Raw genomic sequence first — 13,442 nt, 5'->3', positions numbered from 1 at the left:
GTTTAATAACCACAACCGTGCAAAGTTGAGTGGTTATTTTTTTTGTTGACTTTTAATCAACTCAACAACCAATGCTAGTAAGGCAACTATAAAAGTGCCAAACATAAACATGAGCTGTAAAGCGTCTGAAACAGACACCAGGCTTTTCCTTTCCTAGAGTTCGTGTTTATAGGCTTTACACCATAAGCACCACCTCTTTTCTGTTGAAAGAATAGCCACCACTTAACTTAACTATCGACTGTTCTATTTTAACATATTAGCGATAAGCTTTTTCGGCTTGTGCCGTGTCCCCAGCTTTAACCGTCTGATAGGCACGTTGCATAGCAACCAATGGCTCATCAACCGTTATTTTTTCAACCCGTCCATAAATATCTTTCATGAAACACTGTCCCATGACCATATTACTTAATTCTTTGATGTTGTCATCATTAACTGGCAAACCAACATGTTGTAAAATATCTGGCTGCTCCTTATCCTCATCAAAGGCAAATAAAACACCAAAATTATCACTTTTAACATCATGAACTGATTGTGTCACGGGAATTAACAAGTTATTGGCAGAACGTCCAATACGTGCCATTTCATTAAAAATACGACTACCAATATCAGACGTTGTAAACGTCCAAGCTTCATCAAATATTTCAACCGTTTTTTCATCATAATCTCGTGTCGCAAATGTCCGACTAAAGACCCCTAACACCGTCATCACAATCATACTTGCTACCTCAAATTCGGTGTAATCCTGTTTGGCTTTGTCATGTTGTGGCAATGTCAAGCCTGCTGTTTCAAGAATGGTAACCCGATTGTTTAACTTCAAGCCCTCACTTTCACCATGTGAGAAGACTAGAGATAATGAGCTACGAGTGACTTTACCTGATAAAAACTTAGCTAAATGTTTCACATCATCATCATCTTCATTTTGGGCTAATTCTTCAATGACATCTAACATACCAACGGTTTCACCAGCTTGTCGCTTTTGAATAATTTTATTAATGGCAAGATCTAATTCTGTTTCGGCAATTAAGGAACCATAATCACGATAAATTTGTTTAAAAATTTCTTGTACCGTAGCCTTTAAGCTTTCTTCACCTGACTGTGTTTGTCCCATTGTATGCCGCACATCAATCACAATAAAGGGATCCAAAACACCATAATTTGTTTTATCAGAAACATCAAGTGTCACAAAACGCACATTATTCAATAATGTATATTCATCTGGATAGTCTTCTTTAAAGGTCTGATCATTTAATACCGCTGAATACCATTTACGCATTTCCTGCTTAGGATCAAAGTAGATTGCTTTGGCATTTGAAAGTTGAATAATTTTCAAAATAATTTTAGTGAGGTAAGACTTTCCTCTACCTGTTTTACCCGTAATCATAATATTAGGGCTTGTTGTGCTAGTCGATCCGTCTAAAATTTCGTTGGTAATCAACGGATTAAAAAAGACCATGCGCTTTGAACTGTCTAATGCGTCCTGGGTACTATTGGCAACTGTTTTTGGCGCACCACGTCCAATATAAAAGCCAATGTTACTACCAACTTGTTGATTGACGGCAAACAACAACTCACCGATACCCTCACTGGTCAATAATTGCACCCAATAGCGGTTTTGGGACACATCAGAACCCATTAAATCATAATAGAAAAGACGTTTTTGTTCACCGATTGGCTTCACAATATTCACGTCAATACTCCTAAATGATTCTATTAAATTAGCAACACGATCATGTAGGGTTTCAATATCTTCCGCTGATACCGTAAACGTGACTAAGGTGGAAAAGAAATTTTTCTTTTCTGAAATATGATCATTTAGCACTTCGGCAATTTCAATGGTTTTATCATCTTTACTAGAAGAAAATCCCTCCGCTTGATAACGCTCTTTCACATTATTATTTGCAGTCTTTAACGATTGACCAGCACGAGTTGCTAAGCCATAGATACCCTCTGACTTATAATAATGTGCTTTCAAATTGATGTCGATTGGATAACTCATATTTTGTACTAGTCGGAATAAATGAAAGCCTGTGATGTTTTCTGGCGTTGTCGATAACACTAATTTGGCAACATAACACACATTATCATCATTAACCAATTTAACGTAGCCACTCACTGCCCCATCATCAATCACAGTATCACTTAATTTGAAAATATCACGTTCTTGTCCGACTTTTCTAAAATCATGTAGCTGTCCCTGGATAAAATTATTACGCATTAAATGAACTAATTCATCAGTGGTCAAACGTCTTGTATGATCCAAATAGCCAACTTTTTCATAAGCCTGTTTTTCACTAGGTCTAAAATCATCAAACAGTTTTTCGTCAAATAGCTTTTCATAATTAAACCAACCAGCCAACTCATCTACAAAGTTATTCATGGCATTAGTGGCTTGTTTAATCACTTTACCAGAATTTTGATTATGTAATTTGATACCCAAAACAAAACGTTCAATTGTCTGTGACACACCAGTAGCAGTGATTGCACTAATTTCATCTACAATCATTTGAACGGCTGTCTCACCCATATCTGTTGCTAAAGAGGGTTGTAATTCTTTATAACGATTAACCAAATCCAAATCACGATTATAAAGACGCAATTCAAAATCTTCAAAATCAGCGAGCCGATCAAATAACAGACTCAATTGTGTTTGTCGTTTGGAAATACCGGCCTCATCATTATCTGAAATACTTAGTGCTTCAATATTGAAATATGCCCAGGCTTCATTGCCCTGGGTTAATAAAATATTATCTTTCACGGCTTTAAATGGTACTACTAGTTTCATTGATGTCTCCTTATTTTTTTATTTGTTATGTACCTACAAAGTCTAGGCTTTGCAGATGATTGCTAATAGACAATCACTTTTTTTGTATCTTCCAACACAAAACCATTCTTAATGCGCCACCTGATTTGAATTAAGCCATTCTCATCAAAATAGCGCAATTCAAGGGTAGTTTTGAGATACGTCCACTTAATATCAGTGACATTAAGATCATAGAGATAAGCATTATAAATCGCTTTAAATTCTGCAACTAACACTACAACCCTACATAATCGCCATGAGGTAGCTTCGTGAAACCACCACCCAAAATCAGATCATGTCCGTACTTCTTAAAGTCAAAATAGGTCTCAATCTCATCATTGGATAGTTGACCAACACCACCACGCCTTGAGATCACTTCGTTGGCTAAGTCATCTTCATCTTCTGCTTTGATAATTGTTAAATTTTCAACTTGGCTGTCAATCTGATTATCAAGTAAAACTAACCCTTGATCATATAAATCAGCTAAAGTTTGCTCATCAACACCATTTTCAACCGCTCTTTTGGCACTCTCAACCATGTTATTTAGCTTAACGATCGACTCATAAGGATCTATTTTAAATGGTGCTTCATAATCACTGATCATGATTTCTTCGTTACCAGTATCTGATCCAATCGCGCCTTTTTCATTTAAAACTTGTGTTACCCGACTAGGTGACACAGGCAATGTAAACCATTGACCAAGAGACGGTACATTCACAGCGACAACAAATATTTTAATTTCACTAAACTTAATCATTAAAAAAACACCCCCTTTAGGTGCGAACTCCTCAATTTTTAAAATGTTTGAATATCAATGCGCCTGTCATTGCTAAAACGCCTGAAACAGCACTTAAAATGCCAATTGATGATTTTGCTTGTGTTGCATGTGTTTCTGGTAGGGCTTTGGCAACAGCGACATCTAGCTTTTTCTTTGCTTCAACAACCTTGTCATTCTTAGCGTCCTTATCATTAGCTGTTAACGCTTGATTATAGGATTCAACAGCTCGGGCAACACTAGGCACACTAGCGACTTGTGTTGGGACTGAAACAACATTACCAGAGCTATCGGGTGTGACTTCAACTGGTTTAACATGATTGATTTCACCCTGATCATTCTTATCAGGTGTTGTCGGTGTCAAAGGTACTGTGTTGGTGTCGTTTGATGAACTTGATCCACCAGCATTTGAGTTATCTGTCCCACCATTATTTGATGAGCCACCTTGATCACTTGATGAATTTGAACCACCATTGTCTGATGATGAACTTGATCCACCGTTATCTGATGATGAACCACCATTATCAGTTGACGAACTAGAACTACCATTATCTGATGATGAACTCGATCCACCATTATCATCTGGCAATGTTGAACCATTATCGTCATCATCACCTGGTGTTGGTGTTGGCGTATCAGTGCCACTATTATCATCTGATGAACTCGTTCCACCATTGTCTGATGATGAACTTGAACCTGTGTCACCACCTGGTAAATTGCTATCATCATTATCGCCAAAATCATCACTTGATGATGTCGCACTTGCCACTGGATCAACACTAGCCGTTAAGGCAACTGCCTTGACTTGTGGCAATACAGTAGAAGTCGCCTGTACTGATTGTGCTGTACTAGTATCAGTTGTTGGTACAGTGCTTTTTTCAGCCGTTGATGAAACGTTATCAGCCTTAGCCGTATCATCAGTTTTAGTCTGATCAGTTGATGAAGCAGTCAATTGCGCTTGCTTATCATCTTGTACTGTATCAGTCGTTTTCACGGCTTGTGCGTCCGTGTTTGAAACTGTGTCAGCATTGACTTGTGTGGTATTAGCACTCACAGCTACTCCAGCTACTGCAACAGCTCCGATTACCCACAACTTACCTGATTTGTACAACTTGTATGTTTTTGAATTTTCCATAATTTTTTGTAAATAAAAAGCGCTAATTTTTGCGCTTATCCTTTCTGATTTTTAACGTCAATCATGACTTTTAGATTTTTCAACAATAATTGGTGTATCTGCCATGTGACTCTCTTCAAAATAACCAGTCGGCAAAACACGATCATGATAATAAACCGTTCGATTAAGTATTCTTTTAATACCAAATGTCGCAATTGAAATGGCATACTGCACTAATCCTAAGCCGTCAGGCTTAACTCTGTTTGATAAAGAGACAATCCCAACAGGCATGGCAATATATGCGCCCACATAAACTAATTTACCTAAGTCAGAGTTAGCATGATAAAAAGCTTGCAATGGCACGTGAAAAATAAGATAAATAACAACGACTGAAGCAAAAAATATAATGGCTGGTTTCAAACTAATCCCAACAGGTAAGCTATATTCATCTGAAATTTTGCGAATGACAATATCTTGTTTCAACGCCTTTTGATAGTTATAAACTTCTGCCATATTAACCAAATATATTTTTAAAGATACCACCAATAGAATTAAGGACAGTATCTGGACTTTTAACAACGAAGTAGACCAAACCACCAACAGCAAGGCTGACTATTATTTGTCCAATTGACCCTTTTATAAAGTGTCTGACAACTAAATACATAATACCCATTGCAATAAACGCTGATACCCAACCAGCTACTTCTGATTGAAGACCCGTAAAGCTAATGGATCCCGTGGGAATTTGAAACATAAAATTTGTGATGATTGCTTTCATCATAGCCTCCTCTTAATTTAATAGACCGCCTTGTGTATGGATCATCTTAACCACATAATAGGTTGATCCCTTTGGCGAAACGGTCAAGGTAATCTGTTCTGAATGTTCCAGCTTTGTCTCTGTATCGGTTAGTGTCAACAAGTATTTAATGTTCATGTTGTCCTTAGAACCTGAAACGTTGACTTGATCAATACTTTTAACTGCATATTGTCCCTCTAGTCCCTCTGGCTCTTTCATGATTAAGGACATATCACTAGCTTTTGAACTCACATACTTCTCACTAAAGGCTTTGACAAAGGCTTGAACTTTATGACTGCTTGCCAACGTGGCATTATTGGTATCATCTTGATCAATCTTGCCAACATGTCCGACAATATCTTGTTCGGTTGTGGCATAAGGTAACGCCAAAACAGTGTACTGCCCTGCTTTTTGAGCAAAAGGCAAATTAAAAACGCGAATAATTGTATTTTTATCGTTGCCAACTGTATAGCCAACTTGATACTGTGCAATCTTCACGTCATTTTTGGTAAACGTATTTAATAATCTGGATCCCACATACGTCTCTTTTTGCGAGTCCTGATTATCATAAATTGTGCTACTGATATTAGTGGCAAAATACTTTTTTAAGGCTTTCAAACGTTTTTGCTTATCATCATCATTATCTGACTGCGTGAAATAGGTTTGAAAAAAACCTTGCGCATAACGATTAAGACTAGGTGAATAAACACTTTGTCCCATACTAGCCTTTTCTAGCTTGTCATCATACGTTTTCATCTTAGCAATGAGCTTATGATTAGTCTGGCTCACATTACTAGCTTTAATAAAAGCAATTGCACCACTCAAACCAACTAACACCAGGGCAATTTTAACAAAACGCCTAATCCATTTGCCCCGTTTTTGGACTTTGGCATAAGGCAATGATTGGTCTGGCTTATCACGAGACTTGACATAACCCTTTTTGATTGACTTCAACTTATCAAACACAAATTTTACATACCCCCAAACCGATCTACTTTTTGCGTAATTTCTTCGGCTAAATTGATGACGTTGTCTGCCACCTTTGGCAATGACTTGTATTGTTTGTTCAACACAGCCAAGTTACGACGTAAACTCGCTAAGTCATCACCGATTAAATCACTCCACTTTGGATCATTTTCCATGATTTCCTTAGCCTTGTTGACAGCAGCATACAAATTACCGTCTTCGATTTTTGACAATACCTTAAAATTAGCGACTTCGGTTGCAGTAGCGCTAAGTGCTTTTTTGAATTGTGTTCCTTGTTCTGACATCTGTGTGTCCTCCAATTTTTAACTTTTAAAAAGGTAGGTTGACCTTTTCAGCAACTGATAACAATTTCTTTTGACGTTGACTCAATTCCGTATCATCAAGAATTTCATCAATTTTTTCCTGACCATAATACTCAATCAGCCCTTTTAAAGTCGGTGCTACCTGATTAATAAACCAAGACAATGAACGATCCATTGACACCTCTTTAGGCTCTGCTTGAAAATCAACGATACTGGCTTGTTCTAAAAATACTACCCAGGGTTGCCATAGATCTAATTTAGCAATTTCCTTTTTATCTAAACCAACAACGGGCTGATTATAAAATTGTAAATAATCACGCAAATAGGCTAACAACTCACCAGCAACATCTTGACCGTTGGCTACATGCTCCGCCATAGTTTGCGCACGTTTTTGTTTCAACTCAACTTCGTAACGATTTTTAACAGGAATGGCTTCTGGCTCAACAAAGTGTTTTTTGGCTTGCTCTTTATCCTTTTCATAAAATCTAAAAAAGACTTCTGATGAACGTGAACCAAAATAAATCGTTGAACCACCATTTTTACCGTCCGCATAATATTGTGGATCACTCTTAAACTTCTGCGTATACTCATCTGTCATAAGTTTTTGATATAATTCTGGGATCTCAAACATACGAGACATATCATTAAACGCAAAATCCATACGTGTTGCCTTACCACCATTTGCCAGGGCAATATTGATAAAGTGAGACCAAACTAACCCCTGCCCTATCAACAACATTTCCATTAAGCGAATACCACTACCCGAAAAGTCGATAAAACTTTCAGGACTATCACGTTTACCGTAAATCGTAATGTAGGATAAGCCACCAAATGAATAAGCAACATTGTAGCCGTATCGTCCACTATCACGCTTAACAAATAGGTCAAGGCGATTATCAAAAAATAGCTTGATTAACGTTTCAGGCGTTCGCATTTTAAAGGACATGCCCAGGTAATCTAACCAAAGTGACAAACCCTGACTACCAACAAAGGTTTTCAAAACATATCGCTGATCAGCATTTAAAACGGTCATCAAACTATCCTCACTCATTTCCATACGCCCATAAGTACGCCTTGAAATCATCAAAAATGAAGCCATTTGGCTCTGCGTCAAATGATAATGAATACGAAATTGTACTAAATCGCAACCAATCATCTGATCAAAATTTAAACTAGCGTAATTCTCTGACATATCTTAAACGTTCGGCAATATCATTCCAATAATCTAAACGTTCAATACGCTGGTTATTATCAATAGGTTTAAACGACATCACCCAATCGCCACCTCCCTCCTGATAAACTTTTTCAGGTACAACAATATCCATTATTTCTAATTTTGGCGGTAACTTATCTGCTTCAACTAAATATGTTTGGCCTTGTTCTACCTCATCTGTCTTCTCATCAAAACGACAAAATAAAAACGCATAACTAGAGTCATACGTTCTACCATTCGTCCCATGAGGTAACAGAGTTAAATACTTACACTTCATATCAGCTCCTTTAGGACTTTTATTACATTATTTTAATATAAAGGGCAGATATTACAATTTTGCCCCTCAATAAAAATGTGGCTTAAAAGTTACTCCCCCAGGCGTTGAGGAGGGGTTACCTGTCGGTTTATTTGTCAATTTACCCCCCCTATTAGTAATTTGGGGGGTTGGCGAATTTTACAACTGCTTGTACGTTATTCAGCGCACAATCGGCTACAAAGACACAACGGCACGTAATCCCCTTTTCCAACGCCACCAGTCGCGCACCAGCAGAGCTGGGCGCTTCCTTTTCCACAGCAGAGCTGTTCCATGGCTGAAAAGGGTCAACGTGCTGTAAGTGCTTTGCTTAACGTCTCATGCACCCCGACTGCCTACAATCACTATATAAATCAAATTAGACCTGCCAAATAACTAATAGGGACTAACTAAAAGTTCAATTCTACATATTTAGCGCTTTTACTATCCAAAAATTCCTTAATCTCACCCATTGGCTCAACTGGAACGGCTGGATATTGCTGACCTAATTCATCAAAATATTTAAACGGAACAAAGTCTTTAGGAATAGCAGGCGCAAAAAATGATCTGGCTTGCCCTGGTGTCATAGCTAAATAACCCCACCCCTTTAAATTCTTTGAGAGTTCCTTAAACTGCACTTCGTCAACATCATCAGGGAACATCATAGACAGTCCACTAGATTTCATCTTACCAAGTGCCACACGGAACTGGAATTGATCACGAGACGCACTACCAATCGTATCAGCCGTTGGTTTCTGCATAGCAATCGCTACAAAGTAACCTAATTGACGACCTAACATAGTAATTTGTCCCAAAATTTGCTGGATCGCTTCACTTTCGTTGTATTTCAAACCAGAAACAAACGCACCAAATTCATCAAAAACAAAAAAATGTGGTTTCAATCCATACTTACGATAATTGCCAACATTTTCTTCTAAATTATCATTCAATAAATCATGATATTCACGACCACGCTTAATCATTTCCAAATAAAAACGATAAAATGATTTTAGAATACGATCACGACCATAAGTGACACGATACTTTAGTGACGCTGTTTTACCAAGCACTGATAAATCAGTCTCTTTAGGATCCGCAACATCAACAATCGCACCACTTTTAATCAGACCATTCAGCAAACTAAACAAAAAGAATGATTTACCAGAACCAGTATCACCAGAAATAAGTGCCTGGGGATATTTTTCATAATCCCAAACAACCCCTTTCATAATTTCAATCGTATGATCTGTTATGGTCATGTCAGATAAGCCTAAGCGTAATCCCAACGGATTAGAAATAAAGTCAAATGACTTAAACCCAAAAATATCATTTGTTCCCACACCGTCCGCAAACAACATAGCCGACATAGGTTGTGAAATACGTCGATCACGAAAACGATCTTGATACTTTTGTCCGTCCATTGGTAAATAGATTGAAAAACCAACCTTACCATTGTTCTTTAAACTAACTTTTGGCAGCTTAATTTTTTGTTTTACCAATGCCAACCACCTTTCTCACCACCCAAATTGAAACTCAAACGGTGTTCTTTTTCATCAACCTCCTTGACCAAATAATATTGATTAGCAATTAGCCAATTAGATAGCCTTTCTAAGCGAAAAACAGTCGCCCAAAAACCTTGAAATTGATAAGTCTTCCAATACCAATAACTTGCACCAAGCACTAAGACAACCATAGCAATCAAAGTTAAATAAAGACCTGGTAACAAACTATTGACGAAAGATAACCAATCAACTTGTGTAACCAATGATTTGGTGAAGCTGACTAGCCCTTTACTAGATGGCATAATGGCAAGTAAACGAAAAATAATCGTGATCAAAAATATGACCACTGGCACAGATCCAATCGCAATAAAAACATCACGCCTTAAATGCCTATGCCAATAACGAACACGGAAACCACGGGGAAATAACTGACTCATTGATTAACCCCTTTCTTGCCATTATTTAGTTTTGGCTTCAACAGGCTTACCAGTTGTTTGTGGCTTATTATCAGCAGTTGCCTTTGAAATACCACTAGCAGAGAAGAACAAAACATCTTGATCTGGATCATCATTGGTTGAACCGTCAAATAATGACACAACCAAATTTTCAAATTCAACCTTATCAAATGGCTTAAAGGCACCCTCTGGGAATACGCCCACAGGTACACGAACTGTTAATGCCTTACCATTTTCATCACTCACACGAACATCTTTAGCAATCAAATCACCAACACGGGATCCACGATCTTGTTGTTCCTGATACGTCAAAGTTTCAAAGACATCACGAGTGGCACCATACATAAATGAACCCGTAAAGAAATCTGTATCAACAACAGGGAAATACTCACCCTTAACCACAACCATAGTACGGGCTGACTCATTCTCCCAGGTAGTCGCTACTGTTTCATTCTCTTTCTTAATAACAGCAGTCAAACCAGAAACCTTAGTCCGTGAACCACCAATTGGCACCAAATCTAGCGTCATATTTTCAAACTTCACAACATCTTTTGGCTTCAATCCCTCTGGCAACTTACCAACTGGTGTAACAGTCAAGGCATCAGCGTCAGACCCTTCAATCAAAAACTGTGGTCGCCCATTATCAGGTGTGCCTAAATACAAAAACTTCAAGTTACCCTTTTCAGGCAACAACTTCAACATTTTACTCATAAAAATAAAAACTCGCTTTCTTAATCAAAATAAAAAGAACACTCTAGATCAAATAATCAAAATGTTCTTAACAACAAACCATTAGATTTTAGTCTCAACCGACACATGCAACTCATACTTACCAGCCAATGGCTTTAAATCAGCTAACAATTCTGTATGTTCATCTGCCGTTAAAGGCTTTTCAAAATCACCACGCAAGAATATTTTCGTCTTGCCCTCATCATTAGTCATAATAACGTTTAAACCGCCTTTCATGATACGTTTGTTCATACTCACTAAGTGGGATATAATTTTCAGGTTTAATCAAACCTTTCAAAATTTGATTATCTTTTTCCTCGAACCACTTAATTAATTCAATGTCGGTTGTTAATAGACCCTCATCATCTAATGTAAACACATCAGGATATTCGTCCATAACCACCTACCGACAATAAAACGCCCTGATCAACTAAATTAGTTAAAAAGCACGTAATTTATAAAAAAATTATAATTCATCAACAATAAATTAAGTTGTAAAAAAAACCTAAAAACCAACTTAACTTATCAATCCATATCTATTTTGAACAACACCAGCGATAATCTCAAATGGATCATAACCAATAATTGCGAACGCTCACACTTTTAAAAAATGATCCTGGCATTCTTTACATCTACAATTTGTGTTCTGCCAAACGCTACTTCACGTTTAACTCCCCCACACTCTGCGCGCCTTTGACACCGCTACGGGTTTTATTACAGTAGTTAATGATTAATTGACATAACATAGTTAATCATCACGAGCTAGATATGAAAGCTCGACCCCATGACTACTCGCCAGGTAGCAAAACAAAATAATAAGCACAAAAAACTTGCATTATTTTAATATCTCACATACAATTATCTTGTCTAGAGGTAATTGTAAAAATGAATATAATTGTTATCTAAATGACTGTATATTCAGTTTTTATAACTTCGTCTGGTGCCTTGCGCACCTTTTTTTATTCTCTCATAAGGATAGAAGATAAAAAATTAACTCAAATGGATAAAATTAAATGTCGCCCAAATTGCTGGGCTTTTTTTTCAACTAACTTACAAATACTATTATATACATGAAAAAGTTCAATGTCAACATCTTTTTTAACTTTTTCATTTAGAAAGTCGAAATTATGGAAGAAACATTACTAGATAGAATTAAATATTTAGCAAAAGAAAAAGAATTATCATTATCTCAAATTGAAAAAGACGCAAATTTGGCAAAAACATCCATTTATACATGGAAAAATAAAACGCCAAATGCCAAAAACCTGGAAAAAGTAGCTAATATTCTAGACACTAATACCGACTACCTCTTAGGAAGAAGTAACGACCCAAGCCCAATTGATGAAGAAGATGATCCCTCAATGTTCTTTAGAATTGACATGAGAAACGTACCAGAAGAAGATAGAGACGAGTTTAAAGCACAACTCACATTACTAAAAGACTTTGCCTTTAAACAAATTGAAGAAGCACGAAAAGAGCAAGAGAAAGAAGACAAAGATACGAAATAATGTACCCAGAAGAACTTGAAAAATATTTGGAATTACAGCAAATCAGCAAAGAATTAGCCCAGACTGTAAGCGAATACTACCACATTAGAGAAACACAAATCAGGTGGTGGAACGTTACAGAATTTTTTAAAGACACAAAAAAAATAACCATATCACCACTTAACAAACGTCAATTTAACAAACTAATCAACGGTAGTTATGGTATTTATGGTTTAACAATTATCAACAAATATTTATCCATGGTCTATTATAATGATACTTCAATTGCAAGCAGACAACATTTTACAATTCTGCACGAATTATCACACATTCAACTACACAGTAATACAAAAAACGAAACCTATTCATCTTTAATTATAGGCAATGATTATTCAGCAGAAGATACAATCAAAGAACAAGAAGCCAATACATTAGCTAGTCAACTTTTGATCAATGATAATGCTTTAAATCAATACATAAATAATGGTTTTAAATTTAATCAAATCTGCAAAGAATTTGAAATCAGCCATGAAGCCTTAAAAAATCGTATAAAAAACTATCTCAAATACTACTACATGAAAAATAATATAGATTGTTGTGAAGAAGATAAAATCATTCAAAATCCATTCATATATGCCAACAGCATAACAACAAAATATATGGACGATCAAAAAATATATCTTAAATCATTCTAAAAATCTGCCACCAAACACGGAAACCGCGCGACAGCCAACCGCCACCACAACAGTTAAGCTCGCCCGTGGTTATTATTATGATTGTGGCTTTTTTTTATTGTCTTTAAATCTAAATAAATAGAGAAAACTAAAAGAAATTGTTGACACAAGCAAGTCACAAATGCTTGATTGAGAGTGAGGGAAGTTTAGAGCCGAAGATAGTTTTTCCCTTGTTTTTAGGAAGAAAAAAACTTTAATCAAACAAACACTTGACCGATCGTTCAGTCGTCCGTCACCTTATCCATACAAGCTTTGG

General features: G+C 36.7%; 18 protein-coding genes. 2 read left to right on the top strand and 16 right to left on the bottom strand.

Annotated elements, in window-relative coordinates; all coding sequences use genetic code 11:
- Window positions 1-33 precede the first annotated feature (33 nt).
- The 16 genes from K5Q14_RS08365 to K5Q14_RS08290 form a co-directional block, all read right to left on the bottom strand.
- Window positions 34-138 carry a putative holin-like toxin gene (locus K5Q14_RS08365; RefSeq protein WP_004903361.1) on the bottom strand — a complete coding sequence of 35 codons (105 nt, stop codon included), beginning with the start codon at window positions 136-138 and terminating at the stop codon, window positions 34-36.
- A gap of 118 nt (window positions 139-256) precedes the next feature.
- Window positions 257-2,782 carry an ATP-binding protein gene (locus K5Q14_RS08360; RefSeq protein WP_220735332.1) on the bottom strand — a complete coding sequence of 842 codons (2,526 nt, stop codon included), beginning with the start codon at window positions 2,780-2,782 and terminating at the stop codon, window positions 257-259.
- Between the two features lie 62 nt (window positions 2,783-2,844).
- Window positions 2,845-3,036: a hypothetical protein gene (locus K5Q14_RS08355; protein WP_002816182.1), complete on the bottom strand. Its 192-nt coding sequence runs from the start codon at window positions 3,034-3,036 to the stop codon at window positions 2,845-2,847.
- Window positions 3,036-3,557, bottom strand: coding sequence for an antirestriction protein ArdA (locus K5Q14_RS08350; RefSeq protein WP_220735331.1), 522 nt, complete (start codon window positions 3,555-3,557; stop codon window positions 3,036-3,038). The genes K5Q14_RS08355 and K5Q14_RS08350 overlap by 1 nt, the downstream gene beginning before the upstream one ends.
- 31 nt (window positions 3,558-3,588) lie before the next feature.
- Window positions 3,589-4,710: a serine-rich aggregation substance UasX gene (gene uasX, locus K5Q14_RS08345; RefSeq protein ID WP_150289013.1), complete on the bottom strand. Its 1,122-nt coding sequence runs from the start codon at window positions 4,708-4,710 to the stop codon at window positions 3,589-3,591.
- A gap of 57 nt (window positions 4,711-4,767) precedes the next feature.
- On the bottom strand, window positions 4,768-5,202 hold the full coding sequence (locus K5Q14_RS08340; RefSeq protein ID WP_029508924.1) for a TcpE family conjugal transfer membrane protein: 435 nt from the start codon (window positions 5,200-5,202) through the stop codon (window positions 4,768-4,770).
- A gap of 1 nt (window position 5,203) precedes the next feature.
- Window positions 5,204-5,467: a TcpD family membrane protein gene (locus K5Q14_RS08335; RefSeq protein WP_014975110.1), complete on the bottom strand. Its 264-nt coding sequence runs from the start codon at window positions 5,465-5,467 to the stop codon at window positions 5,204-5,206.
- Window positions 5,468-5,479: 12 nt separating this feature from the next.
- A complete protein-coding gene (locus K5Q14_RS08330; RefSeq protein WP_100665009.1) occupies window positions 5,480-6,451 on the bottom strand; it encodes a conjugal transfer protein in 972 nt (323 codons plus the stop codon).
- A 5-nt stretch (window positions 6,452-6,456) separates the two neighbouring features.
- Window positions 6,457-6,756, bottom strand: a complete 300-nt coding sequence (locus tag K5Q14_RS08325) for a hypothetical protein (RefSeq protein ID WP_014975108.1) — start codon at window positions 6,754-6,756, stop codon at window positions 6,457-6,459.
- 25 nt (window positions 6,757-6,781) lie between these two features.
- Window positions 6,782-7,966 (bottom strand): replication initiation factor domain-containing protein, encoded by a 1,185-nt coding sequence (locus K5Q14_RS08320; protein WP_220735330.1) that lies wholly within the window; start codon window positions 7,964-7,966, stop codon window positions 6,782-6,784.
- Complete coding sequence (locus tag K5Q14_RS08315) at window positions 7,947-8,264, bottom strand: hypothetical protein (RefSeq protein WP_220735329.1); 318 nt, start codon at window positions 8,262-8,264, stop codon at window positions 7,947-7,949. Before K5Q14_RS08315 ends, K5Q14_RS08320 begins: the two co-directional genes overlap by 20 nt.
- Before the next feature lie 425 nt (window positions 8,265-8,689).
- Complete coding sequence (locus tag K5Q14_RS08310; protein ID WP_135400510.1) at window positions 8,690-9,778, bottom strand: P-loop NTPase family protein; 1,089 nt, start codon at window positions 9,776-9,778, stop codon at window positions 8,690-8,692.
- Window positions 9,772-10,218 (bottom strand): hypothetical protein, encoded by a 447-nt coding sequence (locus tag K5Q14_RS08305; RefSeq protein WP_220735328.1) that lies wholly within the window; start codon window positions 10,216-10,218, stop codon window positions 9,772-9,774. Before K5Q14_RS08305 ends, K5Q14_RS08310 begins: the two co-directional genes overlap by 7 nt.
- Before the next feature lie 21 nt (window positions 10,219-10,239).
- Window positions 10,240-10,947, bottom strand: a complete 708-nt coding sequence (locus K5Q14_RS08300) for a hypothetical protein (protein WP_220735327.1) — start codon at window positions 10,945-10,947, stop codon at window positions 10,240-10,242.
- 81 nt (window positions 10,948-11,028) lie between these two features.
- Window positions 11,029-11,178 carry a hypothetical protein gene (locus K5Q14_RS08295; RefSeq protein WP_220735326.1) on the bottom strand — a complete coding sequence of 50 codons (150 nt, stop codon included), beginning with the start codon at window positions 11,176-11,178 and terminating at the stop codon, window positions 11,029-11,031.
- Window positions 11,171-11,362 carry a hypothetical protein gene (locus K5Q14_RS08290; RefSeq protein ID WP_002816169.1) on the bottom strand — a complete coding sequence of 64 codons (192 nt, stop codon included), beginning with the start codon at window positions 11,360-11,362 and terminating at the stop codon, window positions 11,171-11,173. The genes K5Q14_RS08295 and K5Q14_RS08290 overlap by 8 nt, the downstream gene beginning before the upstream one ends.
- A gap of 730 nt (window positions 11,363-12,092) precedes the next feature.
- Here K5Q14_RS08290 and K5Q14_RS08285 point away from each other — a divergent pair.
- Both K5Q14_RS08285 and K5Q14_RS09810 read left to right on the top strand, forming a co-directional pair.
- On the top strand, window positions 12,093-12,473 hold the full coding sequence (locus K5Q14_RS08285; RefSeq protein WP_135198180.1) for a helix-turn-helix domain-containing protein: 381 nt from the start codon (window positions 12,093-12,095) through the stop codon (window positions 12,471-12,473).
- Window positions 12,473-13,147, top strand: coding sequence for an ImmA/IrrE family metallo-endopeptidase (locus K5Q14_RS09810; protein ID WP_010015793.1), 675 nt, complete (start codon window positions 12,473-12,475; stop codon window positions 13,145-13,147). The genes K5Q14_RS08285 and K5Q14_RS09810 overlap by 1 nt, the downstream gene beginning before the upstream one ends.
- Window positions 13,148-13,442: the final 295 nt, after the last annotated feature.

This window comes from Leuconostoc inhae, assembly GCF_019656015.1.
GTDB lineage: Bacteria > Bacillota > Bacilli > Lactobacillales > Lactobacillaceae > Leuconostoc > Leuconostoc inhae_A.
Note: the sequence above shows the minus strand (reverse complement) of the source record. Positions and strands in the feature narration are given on the sequence as shown.

Bases quoted from the DNA above. Each gene is read 5' to 3' on its own strand.
- K5Q14_RS08335 (WP_014975110.1), bottom strand. From the start codon at position 5,467: ATGAAAGCAATCATCACAAATTTTATGTTTCAAATTCCCACGGGATCC.
- uasX (WP_150289013.1), bottom strand. From the start codon at position 4,710: ATGGAAAATTCAAAAACATACAAGTTGTACAAATCAGGTAAGTTGTGG.
- K5Q14_RS08340 (WP_029508924.1), bottom strand. From the start codon at position 5,202: ATGGCAGAAGTTTATAACTATCAAAAGGCGTTGAAACAAGATATTGTC.
- K5Q14_RS08300 (WP_220735327.1), bottom strand. From the start codon at position 10,947: ATGAGTAAAATGTTGAAGTTGTTGCCTGAAAAGGGTAACTTGAAGTTT.
- K5Q14_RS08305 (WP_220735328.1), bottom strand. From the start codon at position 10,218: ATGAGTCAGTTATTTCCCCGTGGTTTCCGTGTTCGTTATTGGCATAGG.
- K5Q14_RS08350 (WP_220735331.1), bottom strand. From the start codon at position 3,557: ATGATTAAGTTTAGTGAAATTAAAATATTTGTTGTCGCTGTGAATGTA.
- K5Q14_RS08320 (WP_220735330.1), bottom strand. From the start codon at position 7,966: ATGTCAGAGAATTACGCTAGTTTAAATTTTGATCAGATGATTGGTTGC.
- K5Q14_RS08325 (WP_014975108.1), bottom strand. From the start codon at position 6,756: ATGTCAGAACAAGGAACACAATTCAAAAAAGCACTTAGCGCTACTGCA.
- K5Q14_RS08360 (WP_220735332.1), bottom strand. From the start codon at position 2,782: ATGAAACTAGTAGTACCATTTAAAGCCGTGAAAGATAATATTTTATTA.
- K5Q14_RS08285 (WP_135198180.1), top strand. From the start codon at position 12,093: ATGGAAGAAACATTACTAGATAGAATTAAATATTTAGCAAAAGAAAAA.
- K5Q14_RS08290 (WP_002816169.1), bottom strand. From the start codon at position 11,362: ATGGACGAATATCCTGATGTGTTTACATTAGATGATGAGGGTCTATTA.
- K5Q14_RS08295 (WP_220735326.1), bottom strand. From the start codon at position 11,178: ATGACTAATGATGAGGGCAAGACGAAAATATTCTTGCGTGGTGATTTT.
- K5Q14_RS09810 (WP_010015793.1), top strand. From the start codon at position 12,473: ATGTACCCAGAAGAACTTGAAAAATATTTGGAATTACAGCAAATCAGC.
- K5Q14_RS08315 (WP_220735329.1), bottom strand. From the start codon at position 8,264: ATGAAGTGTAAGTATTTAACTCTGTTACCTCATGGGACGAATGGTAGA.